This is a genomic window from Cellulomonas sp. PS-H5, assembly GCF_019265565.1.
Taxonomy (GTDB): domain Bacteria; phylum Actinomycetota; class Actinomycetes; order Actinomycetales; family Cellulomonadaceae; genus Cellulomonas.
The window spans coordinates 34,238-50,432 of record NZ_JAHVCI010000002.1; the positions used below are offsets into that span (position 1 = coordinate 34,238).

19 protein-coding genes are annotated in these 16,195 nt (G+C 77.5%); 13 read left to right on the forward strand and 6 right to left on the reverse strand.

The genetic code is table 11. The annotated features are described in order from the left end of the window. The first annotated feature begins 51 nt into the window (after nucleotides 1-51). The 13 genes from J5O08_RS01380 (at nucleotide 52) to J5O08_RS01440 (ending at nucleotide 12,118) form a co-directional block, all read left to right on the forward strand. Nucleotides 52-1,062 (forward strand): sugar phosphate isomerase/epimerase, encoded by a 1,011-nt coding sequence (locus tag J5O08_RS01380; RefSeq protein WP_218705058.1) that lies wholly within the window; start codon nucleotides 52-54, stop codon nucleotides 1,060-1,062. Next, on the forward strand, nucleotides 1,059-2,228 hold the full coding sequence (locus tag J5O08_RS01385; RefSeq protein WP_218705059.1) for an inositol-3-phosphate synthase: 1,170 nt from the start codon (nucleotides 1,059-1,061) through the stop codon (nucleotides 2,226-2,228). The genes J5O08_RS01380 and J5O08_RS01385 overlap by 4 nt, the downstream gene beginning before the upstream one ends. Further along, nucleotides 2,225-3,397, forward strand: a complete 1,173-nt coding sequence (locus J5O08_RS01390) for an SCO3242 family prenyltransferase (RefSeq protein WP_308281230.1) — start codon at nucleotides 2,225-2,227, stop codon at nucleotides 3,395-3,397. Before J5O08_RS01385 ends, J5O08_RS01390 begins: the two co-directional genes overlap by 4 nt. Beyond that, nucleotides 3,394-4,362 (forward strand): sugar phosphate isomerase/epimerase, encoded by a 969-nt coding sequence (locus tag J5O08_RS01395; protein WP_218705060.1) that lies wholly within the window; start codon nucleotides 3,394-3,396, stop codon nucleotides 4,360-4,362. Before J5O08_RS01390 ends, J5O08_RS01395 begins: the two co-directional genes overlap by 4 nt. Before the next feature lie 14 nt (nucleotides 4,363-4,376). Continuing rightward, on the forward strand, nucleotides 4,377-5,171 hold the full coding sequence (locus tag J5O08_RS01400) for an EboA domain-containing protein (protein ID WP_308281231.1): 795 nt from the start codon (nucleotides 4,377-4,379) through the stop codon (nucleotides 5,169-5,171). Further along, nucleotides 5,171-6,046 (forward strand): TatD family hydrolase, encoded by an 876-nt coding sequence (locus tag J5O08_RS01405; RefSeq protein WP_218705061.1) that lies wholly within the window; start codon nucleotides 5,171-5,173, stop codon nucleotides 6,044-6,046. The genes J5O08_RS01400 and J5O08_RS01405 overlap by 1 nt, the downstream gene beginning before the upstream one ends. A gap of 2 nt (nucleotides 6,047-6,048) precedes the next feature. Then, nucleotides 6,049-7,266, forward strand: coding sequence for a metabolite traffic protein EboE (gene eboE, locus J5O08_RS01410; protein WP_218705219.1), 1,218 nt, complete (start codon nucleotides 6,049-6,051; stop codon nucleotides 7,264-7,266). Next, nucleotides 7,263-8,675 (forward strand): alkaline phosphatase family protein, encoded by a 1,413-nt coding sequence (locus J5O08_RS01415; protein WP_218705062.1) that lies wholly within the window; start codon nucleotides 7,263-7,265, stop codon nucleotides 8,673-8,675. The genes eboE and J5O08_RS01415 overlap by 4 nt, the downstream gene beginning before the upstream one ends. Before the next feature lie 31 nt (nucleotides 8,676-8,706). Then, on the forward strand, nucleotides 8,707-9,168 hold the full coding sequence (locus J5O08_RS01420; RefSeq protein WP_218705063.1) for a nucleotidyltransferase domain-containing protein: 462 nt from the start codon (nucleotides 8,707-8,709) through the stop codon (nucleotides 9,166-9,168). Beyond that, a complete protein-coding gene (locus J5O08_RS01425) occupies nucleotides 9,165-9,521 on the forward strand; it encodes a HepT-like ribonuclease domain-containing protein (protein ID WP_218705064.1) in 357 nt (118 codons plus the stop codon). Before J5O08_RS01420 ends, J5O08_RS01425 begins: the two co-directional genes overlap by 4 nt. An 82-nt stretch (nucleotides 9,522-9,603) precedes the next feature. Next, nucleotides 9,604-11,100 carry an RNB domain-containing ribonuclease gene (locus J5O08_RS01430; RefSeq protein WP_218705065.1) on the forward strand — a complete coding sequence of 499 codons (1,497 nt, stop codon included), beginning with the start codon at nucleotides 9,604-9,606 and terminating at the stop codon, nucleotides 11,098-11,100. 156 nt (nucleotides 11,101-11,256) lie between these two features. Then, nucleotides 11,257-11,553 (forward strand): hypothetical protein, encoded by a 297-nt coding sequence (locus J5O08_RS01435; protein ID WP_218705066.1) that lies wholly within the window; start codon nucleotides 11,257-11,259, stop codon nucleotides 11,551-11,553. Between the two features lie 52 nt (nucleotides 11,554-11,605). Further along, the gene (locus J5O08_RS01440; RefSeq protein ID WP_218705067.1) at nucleotides 11,606-12,118 is read left to right on the forward strand and encodes a GNAT family N-acetyltransferase; all 513 of its coding nucleotides are present in this window, start codon (nucleotides 11,606-11,608) and stop codon (nucleotides 12,116-12,118) included. A gap of 13 nt (nucleotides 12,119-12,131) precedes the next feature. Here the strand turns inward: J5O08_RS01440 and J5O08_RS01445 are convergent, their stop codons facing one another. From J5O08_RS01445 to J5O08_RS01470, 6 genes are all read right to left on the reverse strand, one after another. Beyond that, nucleotides 12,132-12,359: a hypothetical protein gene (locus J5O08_RS01445; protein ID WP_218705068.1), complete on the reverse strand. Its 228-nt coding sequence runs from the start codon at nucleotides 12,357-12,359 to the stop codon at nucleotides 12,132-12,134. Between the two features lie 120 nt (nucleotides 12,360-12,479). Beyond that, on the reverse strand, nucleotides 12,480-12,800 hold the full coding sequence (locus tag J5O08_RS01450) for a DUF3349 domain-containing protein (protein ID WP_218705069.1): 321 nt from the start codon (nucleotides 12,798-12,800) through the stop codon (nucleotides 12,480-12,482). A 10-nt stretch (nucleotides 12,801-12,810) separates the two neighbouring features. Further along, on the reverse strand, nucleotides 12,811-13,113 hold the full coding sequence (locus J5O08_RS01455) for a hypothetical protein (RefSeq protein WP_218705070.1): 303 nt from the start codon (nucleotides 13,111-13,113) through the stop codon (nucleotides 12,811-12,813). Beyond that, the gene (locus J5O08_RS01460) at nucleotides 13,113-14,339 is read right to left on the reverse strand and encodes an inorganic phosphate transporter (protein WP_218705071.1); all 1,227 of its coding nucleotides are present in this window, start codon (nucleotides 14,337-14,339) and stop codon (nucleotides 13,113-13,115) included. Before J5O08_RS01460 ends, J5O08_RS01455 begins: the two co-directional genes overlap by 1 nt. Nucleotides 14,340-14,481: 142 nt before the next feature. Next, on the reverse strand, nucleotides 14,482-15,663 hold the full coding sequence (locus tag J5O08_RS01465; RefSeq protein ID WP_218705072.1) for an aromatic acid exporter family protein: 1,182 nt from the start codon (nucleotides 15,661-15,663) through the stop codon (nucleotides 14,482-14,484). Between the two features lie 94 nt (nucleotides 15,664-15,757). Beyond that, entirely contained in the window at nucleotides 15,758-16,093 is a 336-nt protein-coding gene (locus tag J5O08_RS01470) for a hypothetical protein (RefSeq protein ID WP_218705073.1), read from the reverse strand. Nucleotides 16,094-16,195 lie beyond the last annotated feature (102 nt).

The window sequence follows — 16,195 nt, forward strand, 5'->3', positions numbered from 1 at the left end:
CGCCCCGGCGCCCCGCAGCATCGACGTTCCGCTCTCGACGAGGAGACCGACATGACCCGCCCGATCACCCTGTTCACCGGCCAGTGGGCCGACCTGCCGTTCGAGGAGGTGGCCCGGCTCGCGTCCGAGTGGGGCTACGACGGCCTCGAGATCGCCTGCTGGGGCGACCACCTCGACCCGTGGCGCTGGGACGACGAGGCGTACGTCGCCTCCCGGCTGGAGATCCTGGACCGGTACGGCCTCAAGGTCTGGGCCATCTCCAACCACCTCAAGGGCCAGGCCGTCTGCGACGACCCCATCGACCTGCGGCACCAGGACATGCTGTCCGCGCGGGTGTGGGGCGACGGCGACCCCGAGGGCGTTCGGCAGCGCGCCGCCGAGGAGCTCCAGCACACCGCGCGGATCGCGGCGAAGCTCGGCGTCGACACGGTCGTCGGCTTCACCGGGTCGTCGATCTGGAAGTACGTGGCGATGTTCCCGCCCGTGCCGGCCGCGGTGATCGAGGCGGGGTACCAGGACTTCGCCGACCGGTGGAACCCGATCCTCGACGTGTTCGACGAGGTCGGCGTGCGGTTCGCACACGAGGTGCACCCGAGCGAGATCGCGTACGACTACTGGACGACGGTCCGCACCCTGGAGGCGATCGGGCACCGCGAGGCGTTCGGCCTGAACTGGGACCCGAGCCACATGGTCTGGCAGGACCTCGACCCGGTCGCGTTCCTCTGGGACTTCCGGGACCGGATCTACCACGTCGACTGCAAGGACACGAAGAAGCGGATGGGCAACGGCCGCAACGGCCGGCTCGGCTCGCACCTGCCGTGGGCGGACCCGCGGCGCGGCTGGGACTTCATCTCGACCGGCCACGGCGACGTCCCCTGGGAGGACGCGTTCCGGGTGCTCAACACCATCGGCTACACCGGCCCGATCTCCGTCGAGTGGGAGGACGCCGGCATGGACCGGCTGCTCGGCGCGCCGGAGGCCCTGGCGTTCGTCAAGCGGCTCGCGTTCGACGCCCCGGAGGCCGCCTTCGACGCGGCGTTCTCGACCAAGGGCGACGCGTGACCGCCGACGCCCGCGCGCGCACCGGGCTCTGGCTCGTGGGCGCGCGCGGGTCGGTCGGCACGACCGCCGCGCTCGGCCTCGCCGCGCTCGCCGCCGGGCACGCCGGGGCCGCGGGCTGCGTCACGGCGGCGCCGGCCTTCGACGGCCTGCCGCTGCCCGGGTGGGGCGACCTCGTCGTCGGCGGGCACGACGTCAGCGACGTGTCGCTGGCCAAGCGCGCCGAGGCGCTCGTCGACGCCGGGATGATCCCGGCGGCGCTGCTCGCCGCCACCGCGCACGCCCTCGACGCCGCCGACGCGGAGGTCAGGCCCGGGCACCGCGGCCCCCTGGTCCCGGGCGGGTCGCAGCAGCAGGTCGCCGAGCGGCTGGCCGGGGACATCACCGGGTTCGCCGCGCGGCACGACCTCGCGCGGGTCGTGGTCGTCGACGTGTCGTCCACCGAGCCGCCCGCGCACCCGACCCCCGCCCACGACGACCCGGCGGCCCTCGTCGCGGCGGTGCAGGAGCCCGGGCGCGTCGTGCTGCCGCCGTCGTCCGTCGCCGCGTACGCCGCCGTGCTCGCGGGCGCGTCCTACGCCGGGTTCACGCCGTCCGCCGGCCTGGGGCTGCCCGCCCTGCAGGCCCTCGCCGCCGAGGCCGGCGTGCCCGTCGCGGGGCAGGACGGCAAGACCGGGCAGACCTGGCTGCGCACGGTGCTCGCGCCGGCGTTCGCCGACCGGGGCCTGCGGGTGCTGTCCTGGGCCGGGACCAACCTGCTCGGCGGCGGCGACGGCGCCACCCTCGCCGACCCCGAGGCCGTGCGGTCCAAGCTCGCCTCCAAGACCCGCGGGCTGCGCGACCTCACCGGCTCCGACGTGACGCCGCTGCACATCGACCACGTGCCCGACCTCGGGGACGTCAAGGTGGCCTGGGACCACGTGCACGCCGAGGGGTTCCTCGGCTCGCGGATCACCCTGCAGACCACGTGGTCCGCGTACGACTCCATGCTCGCGGCACCGATGGTGCTCGACCTCGCCCGGCTGCTCGCCCTGGCACACGCCGGCGGTGCGGCCGGGGTGGTGCCGGAGCTCGGGTTCTTCTTCAAGGACCCGTGGGGCTCCGACCGGCACGCGGCCGCGGACCAGGCCGGCGACCTCGTGCGCTGGGCCCAGGGGCTGGCGGCGTGACGGCGGGCGTGCCGGCCGGGTCGGTGCGGGCGGGCGCCGGGGGTGTGGCCGTGCTGGGGGCGGCCGCGCCGGGGGAGAGCGTGCCGGGGGAGCCTGCGCCGGCCAGCGCGGGCGTGGCGACCGCCGTGCCGGTGGTCCGCTCGCTCGACGGCCGGCCCGCGGCGGACGACCCGGGCCCGCAGCCGTCCCCGTCCGCGCGGTCCGGGCTGCCCGCCCGCGTGCGCGACCACCTCGAGCTGGTGCGCGCGCCCGCCGTCCTGACGGTGCTCGGGGACACGGTGGCGGGGGCCTCGGCTGCCGGGCACCCGCTGACCGGCCGCCGCGCGGTGCTGCCGCTCGCCTCGGCGTGCCTGTACGCGGGCGGCATGGCGCTGAACGACTGGGCGGACCATGGGGTCGACGCCGTGGAGCGCCCCGAGCGCCCGATCCCGTCGGGTCGGATCGCCCCGCGGCACGCGCTGACGGTGGCCGGGGGGCTCGGCGCGGCCGGGCTCGCCCTCGCCGCGGCGGGTGGCGGGCGACGCGCCCTGGCGGTGGCCGTGCCGCTCGCCGTGGCCGTCTGGCTCTACGACGCCCGGCTCAAGGACACCATCGCCGGCCCGGCCGCGATGGCGGCGTGCCGGGGCCTCGACGTGCTGCTCGGCGCGGGGGTGGGGCGCCTGCGGGCCGCCGCCCCGGCCGCGGCGGCGGTGGCCGCGCACACCGCGGGGGTCACGGTGCTGTCCCGCGGCGAGGTGCACGGCAGCACCCGCGCGACGGCGGCCACGGTGGCCGCGGGCTCGCTCGGAGTGGCCGGGGCGGCCCTCGCGGGCGCCTCCGTCCCCGTCGAGTGGAGACTCCTGACCGACACGCCCAGGGCGAGTCCGGCACAACCTTCCACCGGAAAGGGCGGGAGGTCCGCCGGGCGGGGCGCGGGCTGGGTGACCTGGGTGGCCATCGCCGCCTACCTCGCCCAGTGCGTCCCCGCGCAGGCGCAGGCCGCGCGGACCCCGACCGCCCCGGCCGCCCGCGCGGCGACCGGCGCCGGCATCCGCGCGATGATCCCGCTGCAGGCCGCGTGGACCGCTCGTGCCGGCCACCCCGGCGCGGCGCTCGCGCTCGGCGCCGTCGCCGCGGCGGGCGCGCTGCTCCGCCGGGCGACGGGCCCGCGGGCGGTGAGCGAGACGTGAGCTCGGGCCCCGGACCGGGTGCCGAAGACCTGGCGCCTCTGCCGTTCGCGCTCGGCTACGGCACGAACGGCCTCGGCGACCACCCCCTGCCCGTGGCGCTCGACCTGCTGGAGGAGCACGGCTACGACGCCGTCGCGCTCACCCTCGGCTTCCCGCACCTCGACCCCTGGGCGCCCGCCGCCGGCCTCGCCGCGCTCCGGCACCGGCTCGCCCGCGCGCAGGACGGCAGGGGGATGCGGGTCGTCATCGAGACCGGCACCCGGTACCTGCTCGACCCCCGCCGGAAGCACGCGCCCGCCCTCGTCGACGCCGACGCGGCGCCGCGGCTCGCCTACCTGCGCCGGGCGGTCGAGGTCGCCGCCGCGCTCGGTGCGCCCGTCGTCCAGCTGTTCTCCGGCGTGCGCTCGGCCGGGGTGACGTCGGCCGAGGCGGACGACCGGCTGCACGACCGCCTGCCCGGCCTCCTGCGGCACGCCGCGGAGCACGGCGTCCGGCTGGCCCTCGAGCCCGAGCCCGGGATGCACGTCGAGACCGTCGCCGACGCCCTGCGGCTGCGCGCCGACCTCGGGGACCCGGCCGCGCTGGGCCTGACGGTCGACGTCGGGCACTGCCTCGTCGTCGAGCCGGCCGGCGTCGCCGGGGCTCTCGCCGCCGCCGGCCCGGCCCTGGCCCACGTGCAGATCGACGACATGCCGCGCACCCACCACGACCACCGGCCGTTCGGCGAGGGCGACCTCGACCTGCCCGCAGCGCTGTCGGCGCTCGCCGCGGCCGCCGTGGACCCGGCCGGGTACGGCGGGGTGGTCGCCGTCGAGCTGCCCCGGCACTCGTGGGACGCGCCGCGGCAGGTCGCCGACGCGGCCGCCGCGATCCGGGGGGCGTGGGCGCGGCTCGGCGCCCTCGGCTTCGCGTCCGACTCCGCACCCCTGCCCGACCCCGCACCCCAGCCCCGACCCGCTCGCTGAGAGGGAGTGACACCGTGACGCCGACGACGTCGTCCGACCCCGCCGCACCGACCGCCGCCCCGCCCGGGTCAGCCGGCGCGACCGCCCCCGACCCCGCACCCCCGGCCGCCCCGCCGCCGGTCACCGCGGTCGTCGCCGCGGCCCGGGCCCCGCACGCGGGGTGGCTCGCCGACGCCCTCGCCGAGCTGCGCCGCGACCCCCGGACCGCCGACCGGGTGTTCCCGCTGGTGGGCCGGCGGGTCGGCCGGACCCCGCTGCGTCCCGCGACCGACCCGGCCGGCGTCGTGCACGGGACCGTCGACGACGCCGGCCGCGCCGCCGTCGTCCTGGCCCTCGCCGACGCGCACCGCGGCGACGCCGACCGGCTGGCCGCGCACCTCGCCGACCTGTACCGCGAGGGCGACACCGCCGAGCGGCGCGGCGTCCTCCGCGGCCTCGACGCCCTGGCGGTGTCGACGTCCGGCGCCCTGCCGGGACCCGTCGTCGCCCTCGGCCGCGACCTGGCCGCCGACGCGCTGCGGGCCAACGACACCTCGCTCGTGGCCGCCGCCGTCGGTCCGTTCGCCGCGGCGCACCTGGACCAGCACACCTGGCGGCACGCCGTGGTGAAGCTCGTCTTCCAGGGCACCAGCCTCGACGCGGTCGCCGGGCTGGACGACCGCGCCGACGCCGAGCTCGCCCGCATGGCCCGCGACCTCGCCGCCGAGCGTCGCGCCGCCGGGCGCGCCGTGCCCGGGGACCTGGCCCGTCTGACCACGCCGGCGGAGCCCGGCGCCCCCGCACGCACCACCGAGACCGAGGAGCCGTGATGCGCATCTTCGACCCGCACGTCCACATGACCAGCCGCACCACCGACGACTACGAGGCCATGTACGCCGCCGGCGTCCGCGCGCTCGTCGAGCCGGCCTTCTGGCTGGGCCAGCCGCGTACCAGCGTCGGCTCGTTCGTCGACTACTTCGACGCGCTGCTCGGCTGGGAGCGGTTCCGGGCCGCGCAGTTCGGCATCCGGCACCACGCGACCATCGCGCTCAACCCGAAGGAGGCGAACGACCCGCGGTGCACCGAGGTCCTCGACCTCATCCCGCGGTACCTCGCGAAGGACGGGGTCGTCGCGGTCGGCGAGGTCGGCTACGACGCGATGACCCCGGCCGAGGACGAGGCGTTCACCCGGCAGCTGGCCCTCGCGCTCGACGCGGACCTGCCGGTCCTCGTGCACACCCCGCACCGGGACAAGCAGGCCGGCACCCGGCGCACCCTCGACGTCGTCCGCGAGTCGGGCCTGCCCGCGGAGCGCGTCCTCGTCGACCACCTCAACGAGACGACCGTCGCCGCCGTGCGCGACGCGGGCGCCTGGGCCGGGTTCTCGATCTACCCCGACACCAAGATGGACGAGACCCGCATGGTCGCGATCCTGCGGGAGTACGGCACCGAGCGGATGATCGTGAACTCCGCGGCCGACTGGGGCCGGTCCGACCCGCTCAAGACGTGGCGCACCGGCATGACCATGCTGGAGCAGGGCTTCACCGAGGACGACGTCGACCGCGTGCTCTGGCGCAACCCGGTTGAGTTCTACGGGCAGTCCGGCAACCTCGTGCTCGACCCCGTCCCCGGGTTCGTCGCGGGGGAGGTCCCGGCGCCGGCGACCTTCGAGGGCTCCTCCGTGCTGCGGGGGGTGCGCGCGTGACGATGCCGCTGTCGTACTGCACCAACGTCCACCCGGCCGAGGACCTCGACGGCGTCCTGGCCCAGCTCGACCGGTACGCCGGGCCCGTGCGCGAGGCCGCCGGGCTCGACACGCTCGGCGTCGGCCTGTGGCTGCCCGCCGACCTCGCGCACCGGCTGGCCGCGAGCCGCGACGACCGCGACCGGCTCCGGTCCGCGCTCGCCGCGCACCGGCTGACCGTGCACACCCTCAACGCCTTCCCGTACGGCGGCTTCCACGCCGAGGTGGTCAAGCACGCCGTGTACGCCCCGACCTGGGCGGACCCGGCCCGCGCCGCGTACACGCTGGCGTGCGCGGAGGTGCTGGCCGACCTGCTCCCCGACGGCGTCGACGGCTCCATCTCGACCCTCCCGCTCGCCTGGCGCGAGCCGTGGTCCGCCGTCGACGACGCCGCGGCCACCGCCGCCCTCGCCGCGGTCTCCGCGGGGCTGCGCGACCTGGCCGCCCGGACCGGCCGCACCGTGCGGCTCGCGGTCGAGCCCGAGCCCGGCTGCGTCCTCGACACCGTCGCCGACGTCGTGGGCTGGCTCGAGCCCCGCCTCGGCACCGGCCCCGGGATGATCGACCCCGAGCACGTCGGCGTCTGCCTCGACACCTGCCACCTCGCCGTGTCGTTCGCCGACCCGGTCGCCGCCGTGCGGCGCATCCGGCAGGCCGGGCTCCGGGTGGTCAAGGTGCAGGCGTCGGCCGCCCTGCACGTGGCGGACCCCGCCGACCCGGCGACGCGGGCCGCCGTCGCCCGGTTCGCCGAGCCGCGGTACCTGCACCAGGTGCGCGAGCGCAGCGGGGGAGCCGTGCACCCCGCCGACGACCTGCCGGACGCGCTCGACCCCGACCGCGGCCTGCCCGGCGCCGGTCCCTGGCGGGTGCACGTGCACGTCCCGCTGCACGCCCGGCCCGCGGCCCCCCTCCAGGCCACCACCGACGTCCTGCGCGACGCCGTCACCGCCGTCCTGCGCGGCCCGCACGGCGACGCCGCCCACCTGGACGTCGAGACCTACACCTGGGCCGTCCTCCCCGACGACCTCGCGGCACGCGCCGCCGACGACCTCGTGGCCGGCATCGCCGCCGAGCTGCGCTGGGCCGTCGACCACCTCGACCTCGCGTCGTGGTGGGACGCGGACGCGGGCACCGGCTCGGACGCGGCCGGCCACGACCTCACCACCCGGAGGACCGCATGAGGCCCCTGCTCCTGCTCGACGTCGTCGGGCTCACCCCGCGCGCCCTCGCGCACATGCCGCGGCTGTCCCGGCTCGCCGACGGCGGCTGGCGCGCCGGCCTGCGCACCGTGCTCCCCGCCGTCACCTGCTCCGTGCAGTCGACGATGCTCACCGGCCTCGCGCCCTCGGGGCACGGGATCGTCGGCAACGGCTGGTACTTCCGCGACCTCGGGGAGGTGCACCTCTGGCGGCAGCACAACCGGCTGGTCGCGGGGGAGAAGGTCTGGGAGACCGCGCGGCGGGCCGAGCCCGGGTACACCGCGGCCAACGTCTGCTGGTGGTACGCGATGGGGATGTCCACCGACGTGACCGTCACGCCCCGGCCGGTCTACCACGCGGACGGCCGCAAGTCGCCGGACGCCTACGTGCGACCGCCCGCCCTGCACGACGAGCTCGTGGAGCGGCTCGGCGACTTCCCGCTGTTCCAGTACTGGGGGCCCACCGCGTCGATCGCGTCGACGGAGTGGATCGTGGCCGCCACCCGGCACCTCATGGCGACCCGGTCCACGGACCTCACCCTGGCGTACGTCCCGCACCTCGACTACGACCTGCAGCGGTTCGGGCCGCTGGACCCGCGAGCCGACGCCGCGGCGGCCGAGCTCGACCGCGCCCTGACCCCGCTGCTGGACGACGCCGAGGCGCGCGGCACCACGGTGCTCGCGGTGTCGGAGTACGGCATCGAGCCGGCGTCCCGGCCGGTGCACCTCAACCGGCTGCTCCGCGAGGAGGGGCTGCTGCACGTCTACACCCAGGCCAACGGCGAGCAGCTCGACCCGTGGACCTCGCGCGCGTTCGCCGTCGCCGACCACCAGGTCGCGCACGTCTACGTCGCCGACCCCGCCGACGTCCCCCGGGTCGCGGCGCTGCTCCGGGGAGTCCCGGGGGTCGACGAGGTGCTCGACCGCGCGGCGCAGGCGCGGTACGGCCTCGACCACGAGCGGTCCGGCGAGCTCGTCGTCGTGGCCGAGCCGGGGGCGTGGTTCACGTACTCCTTCTGGCTCGACGACGACCGGGCGCCCGACTACGCCCGCGGCGTCGACATCCACCGCAAGCCGGGCTACGACCCCGCCGAGCTGTTCTTCGCCGACGGCGCCGCGAAGGCCCGTGCGGGGCTGAACCTGGTGAAGAAGAAGCTCGGGCTGCGGTACACCATGTCGACCACCCCGCTCGACCCGGCGCGCGTCGCCGGCAGCCACGGACGGCTGCCGACGTCCGTGGCCGACGCTCCCGTCGTGCTGTGCTCCGACCCGGACGTCCCACCCGCCGTCGCGGCCGCGCTGGCGGCGGGCGACGCGGTGCCGGCGGCGGCCGTCCGCTCCGCGGTCCTGGAGCTCCAGGGCCTCGGCGCGGTGGCGTCCGCAGGGCGATGACGCGTGATCACGTCGTTGTTATCGTGGGGGCATGAGCGATCGACCGGTCGGTGACCTGGTCCGAGCGCGGCGGGCGCTGCTGGGCCTGTCGCAGCGCGCGTTGTCGCAGTCGTCCGGCGTGGCGCAACCGCTCATCTCGGCCATCGAGTCCGGACGCAGACCTGCCACCGAGGCGTCGGCAGCGGCACTGCTCGCCGCGCTGCCGCTCCGGCCGTCCGTGGCGCTGGAGCGCAGGCGCGCCGCGGTCGCAGCGGCTGTCCGCAAGCACGGCGGCAGCGACGCGGCGGTCTTCGGGTCGGTGGCTCACGGCACCGACGCGCCGGGGTCCGACCTGGACCTGATGGTCGCGTTCGAGGACGGGCGGGACATCGTCGACCTGCTCGCGCTGCAGTCGGACCTCGAGGAGCTGCTCACCGTTCCGGTCGACGTCGTCTCGGCGGGATCGAGCGGAGCGGTGGCCGACCGCGCCCGCGGCGAGTCGGTCGCCCTGTGACGGACCAGGAGCGGGTCGCCCGACGTCTCGCCGACCTCCGGACGTTCGGGCTGGAGGCGCGGTACGTGGTCGACCGGGGACGCGACGCGTACCTCGCCGACACACCGGAGGGCAGGATGCTGCGCAACGCCGGGGAACGTGTGCTGATCAAGGTCGCGACCGTGGTCGAGAAGCTGCCCGAGTCGTACAAGGCGACCCACGACGAGGTCCCGTGGGTCGCCATCTCGCGGATGCGGAACCTGGTCGCGCACCACTACGACAAGGTCAACGACGACGTGATGTGGGCGGCTCTGGCCGTGCGTGTACCCGCGATGCTGGCCGCGCTCGGGCTGACGGGAGCGGGCGACGCCTGATCACGTGGTGCCCTCGACGCCGACGCCGACGCCGACCCCAGCAGCCCGAGCACCCGGCTGCGTCCCGCCCTAGGCTCGCCGCGTGCCCCGACGCCACGTCCGCCTCCGCCCCGCGCCGACCGCCGCCGACGACACCCGCCGGGTCGACGCCGACGTCCGCGCCGGCCTCGACGCCCTGCGCGCCGAGCTCGACGTCCCCGCCTCGTTCCCGGCCGACGTGCGCGCCGAGGTCGACGCCGTGCTCGCCGCCGGCCCGGACGCGGCCCCCGCCGGTGCGCCCGCCCGCGTCGACGCGACCGACGTCCCCTTCGTCACCGTCGACCCCGAGGGCTCCCGGGACCTGGACCAGGCCGTGCACCTCGAGCGCCGCGGGGCCGGTTACCGGGTGCGGTACGCCATCGCCGACGTGGCCGCCTGGGTCCGCCCGGGCGGCGCCGTCGACGCCGAGGCCCGCCGCCGCGTCGTCACGCTGTACGCCCCCGACGGTCGCACCCCGCTGCACCCGCCGGAGCTGTCCGAGGGTGCCGCGAGCCTCCTCCCCGGCCAGGACGCCCCCGCGCTGCTGTGGCAGATCGACCTGGACGCCGACGGCACGGCGACCGACGTCGACGTCCGCCGCGCGACCGTCCGCAGCCGCGCCCAGCTCACCTACGAGGGCGCGCAGCGGGCGCTCGACGACGGCACCGCCGACGACACCCTGGTCCTGCTCCGCGCCGTCGGCCGGCTGCGGCAGGCCGCCGAGGTCGCGCGCGGCGGGCTGACCCTGCCGACGCCCGAGCAGGTCGTCGAGGTCGACGCCCGGGGGCGGTGGACCCTCACCAGCCGGGCGACCCTGCCGGTCGAGGAGTGGAACGCCCAGGTGTCGCTGCTCACCGGCATGTGCGCGGCGGGTCTGATGCTCGACGCCCGGGTCGGGGTCCTGCGCACCCTGCCGCCGGCCGACCCGCGCGACGTGGAGCGCCTGCGGTCCTCGGCCCGCGCGCTGGGGGTCGCGTGGCCCGCGGGCGTCGAACACGCCACGGTCGTCCGCGCGCTCGACGCCGGCGTCCCCGCGCACGCCGCCCTGCTCACCGAGGCGACCACGCTGCTCCGCGGCGCCGCGTACGTCGCGTTCGACGGTGCGCCGCCCGAGCAGCCGCTGCACGCCGCGATCGGCGCCCCCTACGCGCACGCCACGGCGCCGCTCCGGCGGCTGGTCGACCGGTTCGTCGGTGAGGTGTGCCTGGCCGTGTCCGCCGGCGTCGAGGTGCCGGCGTGGGCGCGGGAGGCGCTGCCGGACCTGCCCGCGCTGATGGCGGCGGGAGACCGGCGCGCGTCCGCCTACGAGCGGGGCTGCGTCGACCTCGTCGAGGCGGCGCTGCTGTCCTCCCGCGTCGGCGAGGAGTTCGACGGCGTGGTCGTCGACGTGCGGGACGACGGCGAAGCCGGCGTCGTGCAGCTCCGGGACCCCGCCGTGCGCGGGCGCGTGGCGGGCGCCGCGCTGCCGCTCGGGACCGACGTCCGGGTGCGGCTCGACGAGGTGTCCGTCGCCGACCGCACGGTGCGGTTCGTGCGGGACGGGGCGACGCCCGCGGTCTGACGACCAGCGGTGCGCGGGTCCGGCCCTCCGGCACCGGCCGGCACGGCACCGGCCGGCCGGGCGCGGGCCAGCGCCGCACCCGCCCGCGCGGTACCGCCTTCGGGGCGCCGGTCCGCCCACGTGCCGGCGCCCCCGCCCCGGGCTAGCGTCGGTCGGGTGCCCCGTCCGCGATCCGCGGCAGTCGCCGCGTCCAGCCGGTGGACCGACCCTGACGGCGTCCGCGTCCCCGCCGGGGAGGTGCACGCCTGGGAACCCGGGCGCAACGAGACGGTGTGCGGGCTGTCGCTGCACCGCTCGGCGCTCGAGCGGTTCCCGCACGTGCGGTGGGCGGACGTGCAGCCCGCCACGGGTCGGCACGCGGACGCCGTCGGGCGGGTCTGCCCGCGGTGCGCGGCCGGGACGGGGGCCCGCCGCGACGCGAAGCCGTGGCGGCGCGTCGACCCGCGTCCGTAGGTGCCGTCCGTCGGTGCCGGAGTCCGGCCCGCGCCTGGGTACCGTGGCCGACGTGCCCCTCGACCTGCGCCGCTACGTGCCGTCCGACGCCGAGGCGCTGACCGAGCTGCTGCACCGCTCGTACGCCGGGCTCGCCGAGCGCGGCCTCAACTTCACCGCGGCCACCCAGGACGTCGAGCTGACCCGGTGGCGCGCCGCGGCGGGGCCGACGTTCGTCCTGGCCGACGGCGGGGCGCCGGTCGGGACCCTCACGCTGTCCCTGCCTCCCGCCCGGTACCTCCAGGGGTTGACGCCCGAGGCTGCCGCACCCGGCCGGGGCTGGCTCAACCAGATGGCCGTCGACCCCGCGCACCGCGGGCGGGGGCTGGCCCGCCGGCTCCGGGACGCGGCGCTGGCCCACGCCGCCGCGCACGGGGTGACGGCGATCGGCATCGACACGGCCGAGCCGGCCGGCGACCTGCTCGACCTGTACCGGCGCTGGGGTTTCACCGAGCGCGACGTCATCCGGTGGCCGGACAAGACCTACGACAGCGTGGTCCTGGTCCGCGAGGTCGCGGCGGGCTGACCCGGCACCCGGCTCAGGCGGGCGGCGTCCCGGGGTGCGGCGGGGCAGCCCCGGCCGGTCCGTCGCCGGCCGCGCGCGCCCGGCGCTCCGCCGCCTCCTGCGCGTCGACCCGCCGCGCGTCGAGCATCCCGTCGCGCACCCCGCGGCGCACGACCGCGTAGAGGACCAGCGCGACGACGGCGGCCGGCACGAGCCACGCGACGAGGACGAACGCGACCGAGGTCGCCGTGAGCTCGAACATGCCGCCACGCTAGCCGGGGGAGGAGCCCCCGCGGGCTGGTTCCTGCTGCCACCTACCGGACGCCTCCGGCCCGGTGGGTGGGCCTCCGGCCGCGGCTCGGCGGGGGTGTCGCGCGGGCACCTACCCGGGTGCGTCCGGCCCCGCGAGCGGCCACCCGCCCCGTGCGAGGTGCGCCGACACCCGCGCCACGTCCTCCTCGGACGCCGCGTCGAGCGTCGCCGCCCCGACCATCCGCTCGACGTCGGCGGTCGTGATCTCCGCGCCGCGGCTGGCCAGCACGGCGAGGTCGCCCGCGATCTGGTGCACCTCGACGTCGGTGAGGGACCGCCGCAGCAGCCCCAGCAGCACCACGTAGTCCTGCTGGGGCACGCCGGCGGGGTACCCCGCGCGCAGCCAGCGGAGCACCCGCGTGGGCCAGGCGCCCGTCTCGGTGCCGGTCATGACGCGCTCCTCACGACTTCTCGATCAGCAGCGGCCCGCCGCCGAGGCTCACCTCGTAGCCGAGCCCGGACGCCACGACGACGGTGATGCCGAGCACCACCCCGGCCACGGCGAGCGCGAAGCACAGCACCGCGAGGAGCCGCCCGAGCGGGTGCGGACGCGGCGCCTCCCCGGCGGCGTGCTCCTCGGCGTCGCCGCCCGCGCCCCACGCCGAGGCCCGGAGGCCGAGCCCGAACAGGATCGGCAGGCCGGCGCCCAGCACCAGCGACACCAGCAGCACCTGGCCGAGCATCCCCGTCTCGGTCGCCAGCATCAGCGCACCCCTCCCGTCGTGGCCGGGCGGCGCTCGCGCGCCGGCTCCTGCCAGTCGTCGTTGACGTTGCCCGCGTGCACGGCGTCCCGCCGCGACCGCACGTACATCGCGGCGCTCAGCGCGACCAGCACCAGGACCACCGCGACCGCTCCGAGCACCCCGCCGCCCAGCACGTGCGCGAGGAACCACGTCGCGGCACCGACCAGGCCGGCCGCGGGCATCGTGATGAGCCACGCGACGCCCATCCGACCCGCGACGCGCCACCGCACGGTGGCGCCCGGCCGGCCCACGCCCGCGCCGAGCACCGACCCGGTCGTGACCTGGGTCGTGGACAGCGGCAGGCCGAGGTGGCTGGACACCAGGATCGTCGCGGCGGAGGCGGTCTCGGCGGCCATGCCCTGCGGCGGGGCGATGTCGATGAGGCCCTTGCCGAGCGTGCGGATGATCCGCCACCCGCCGAGGTAGGTGCCGAGCGCGATGGCGAGCGCGCAGCAGACCTTGACCCACAGCGGGATCGCCGTCGTGCTGGTCCAGTGGCCGGAGGCGATGAGCGCGAGCGTGATCACGCCCATCGTCTTCTGCGCGTCGTTCGTGCCGTGCGCGAGCGACACCAGCGAGGCGGAGCCGATCTGGCCCCAGCGGAACCCGCGCTCGGTGTACCGCGCGGCGACGCCGACGGTGATCCGGTACACGAACCAGGTGCCCGTCGCCGCGACCACGCCCGCGATGACGGGCGACGCCACCGCGGGGACCACGACCTTGCCGAGGATCCCGTCCGGCTCGCCGCCGTCGCCCGTCCAGTGCACCGCGCCCCAGCCGAGCCCGGCGACCGTCGCGCCGATCAGCCCGCCGAACAGCGCGTGCGACGAGCTCGACGGCAGGCCGAGCAGCCAGGTCAGCAGGTTCCAGACGATCGCCCCGACCAGCCCGGTCAGCACGATGAGCAGCAGCGCCTCGCCCCCGTCCTGCACGAGGTCGGGGCTGGGGGCGCCGTCGGGCTCCTGGATCCGCACGACGGCGTTGGTGACGGTCAGCGCCACCTCGACGGAGAGGAAGGCGCCCACCAGGTTGAGCACCGCGGAGAGGGTCACGGCCGCCCTGGGGGGCAGCGCGTGCGTGGCGATGGACGTGGCCATCGCGTTCGCCGTGTCGTGGAACCCGTTCGTGAAGTCGAACGCGAGCGCGACGACGACCACCAGCACGAGGATGACGGTTGCAGCGTCCACGGCGCCCACCGTCCTCGCGACCCCGCCGTCACGCACCAGGGGCACCGTTCCGTGGGCGAGTCGTCGCCCGCCGTTCACCCGCGTCCGGGAACCCGACCCGGTCGGCCACCCGGGAACGGGCGACAGCGGCGGTGGGCGGCCGTCAGCCGGTGAGCAGCGGCGTCAGGGCCACCACGACCCCGTCGGCGGGCCGGGTCGCGCCCGCGGCCGTGGCGCGGTCCGCCGCCACCGCCTCCTGCAGGTCGTCGAGGGCCCGCGCGAGCTCCGCCGCCGCGTGGTCCGCGTCGTCGGCGTCCTCCGTGCCCGCACCCGGGCCGTCGGGCCGCAGTGCCCGCACGAGGGCTGCACCGGCCTCGATCGCACGCGCGGTGCCCTCGCGGACCGCGTCGGCCCGCTCCTGGTCGCCGGCGTGCGCCGCGATCGGCAGGTGCACGTCGCGCTCCTCGGGCGGTGTCGCACCGGTCGCGGCGACGGTCCGCGACGTCGCGACAGCCCGCCGGACGTCCAGCGCCACCACGGCGGCGGCGTCCATCGACTCGGCGTGCCGGTCCTGCCGCTGCCGCCAGGAGCGGTAGTGCCGGGCGGTCCAGTTGCCGCGCGCCGCCTCCTGCGCGTCGGCCACCGCCGCCTGCGCATCGGCCCGCGCCGCCCGGAGCGGGCGGTCCGGCGGCAGGGGCGCGTCGTCGTCGCGGACCGCCGCCGCGAGCGCGTCGAGGTGCTCGCTCGCGACCGCCCGGAGCCGGTCGAGCGAGCGCTCCGCCGGGGTCAGCGGGAGCGGCGGGACCACGAGGTTCACAGCGACGCCGACGAGCGCGCCGAACAGCGTCAGCCCGACGTAGGCCGAGATGTACCCGACCGGGTCGGCGTTCCCGATGATCAGCACGAACAGCGCCGCGGTCGGGACCCACGAGCCCATGTCGCCGAGCAGCCGCCACCCGGAGAGCAGCACCCCCACGAGCACCACCAGCGCCAGCCCTGCGACGCCCGGCAGGTCGAGCGCGTCGACCAGCCGCGCGACGACCGCGCCCAGCGCGATGGCCAGGACGGACTGGACCGACCGCCGCGTCGTGCCCCGGACCGTCACCGAGGTGGCGATGACCGCGCCCAGCGGGGCGTAGTACGGGTAGTCGCTCCACGGGCCGGGCACGAACCGCACGAGGACCCAGGCGATCACCGCCGCACCCGTCGTGCGGACGGCGCGGGTGAGCCAGGGCCGGGCGGCGAGGAACCGCGAGGTCGCCGTGCCGACGGCGCGGAAGCGGGGCAGGCGGCGGGCGGCGGGGGGCGGTCCGGGCTCGGGGTCGAGGGCGGTGCGGTCGGTCATCGTGCCCAGCGTCGCCCGCGGTGCGCCGCCACGCACCCGGGACGTCGCCCGGCGGGCGGGGCTCGGCGGGGACCGGTCGGCCGCCCGCCCGGGCTCAGCGCGAGGCGGCGGCGTCCGCGCCGGCGGTGCGGGCGGCGGCCCGCCGGCGCAGGTGCACCCGGAGCAGCGCGTGCAGCACGACGTTCAGCCACGCGCAGCCGACCGCCAGCGCCACCACCGTGGCCGTGGCCCACGTGGTCGGACCGAGCAGCAGGCCGAGGGTCCAGGGCAGGCCGAACGGCAGCGTGGCGAGGAGCGCCAGCCCGGCGCCGATGTTGGCGTCCTCGACCGGCCGCGAGGCGAGCACGACGAGCAGCACGGTCACGACGGCGACGACGGCCGCGTGGGCGATGAGCAGGCGGGGTGCGCGGCGCGGCGCGGGGGAGGCCATCGCCCCATCGTCCCCGGGACCGCGCCGCGATGCCCCTCGGAGCGCGCACGGCGCTGGCCGGACCGCAACCACGAGTTGCGCGTCGTGCGCGCTGGTCCTACG

What these genes read in the sequence shown, in the direction of transcription:
- J5O08_RS01380 (WP_218705058.1), top strand. Translation starts at nt 52, where the DNA reads ATGACCCGCCCGATCACCCTGTTCACCGGCCAGTGGGCCGACCTGCCG.
- J5O08_RS01405 (WP_218705061.1), top strand. Translation starts at nt 5,171, where the DNA reads ATGCGCATCTTCGACCCGCACGTCCACATGACCAGCCGCACCACCGAC.
- eboE (WP_218705219.1), top strand. Translation starts at nt 6,049, where the DNA reads ATGCCGCTGTCGTACTGCACCAACGTCCACCCGGCCGAGGACCTCGAC.
- J5O08_RS01415 (WP_218705062.1), top strand. Translation starts at nt 7,263, where the DNA reads ATGAGGCCCCTGCTCCTGCTCGACGTCGTCGGGCTCACCCCGCGCGCC.
- J5O08_RS01420 (WP_218705063.1), top strand. Translation starts at nt 8,707, where the DNA reads ATGAGCGATCGACCGGTCGGTGACCTGGTCCGAGCGCGGCGGGCGCTG.
- J5O08_RS01445 (WP_218705068.1), bottom strand. Translation starts at nt 12,359, where the DNA reads ATGTTCGAGCTCACGGCGACCTCGGTCGCGTTCGTCCTCGTCGCGTGG.
- J5O08_RS01450 (WP_218705069.1), bottom strand. Translation starts at nt 12,800, where the DNA reads ATGACCGGCACCGAGACGGGCGCCTGGCCCACGCGGGTGCTCCGCTGG.
- J5O08_RS01455 (WP_218705070.1), bottom strand. Translation starts at nt 13,113, where the DNA reads ATGCTGGCGACCGAGACGGGGATGCTCGGCCAGGTGCTGCTGGTGTCG.
- J5O08_RS01465 (WP_218705072.1), bottom strand. Translation starts at nt 15,663, where the DNA reads ATGACCGACCGCACCGCCCTCGACCCCGAGCCCGGACCGCCCCCCGCC.
- J5O08_RS01470 (WP_218705073.1), bottom strand. Translation starts at nt 16,093, where the DNA reads ATGGCCTCCCCCGCGCCGCGCCGCGCACCCCGCCTGCTCATCGCCCAC.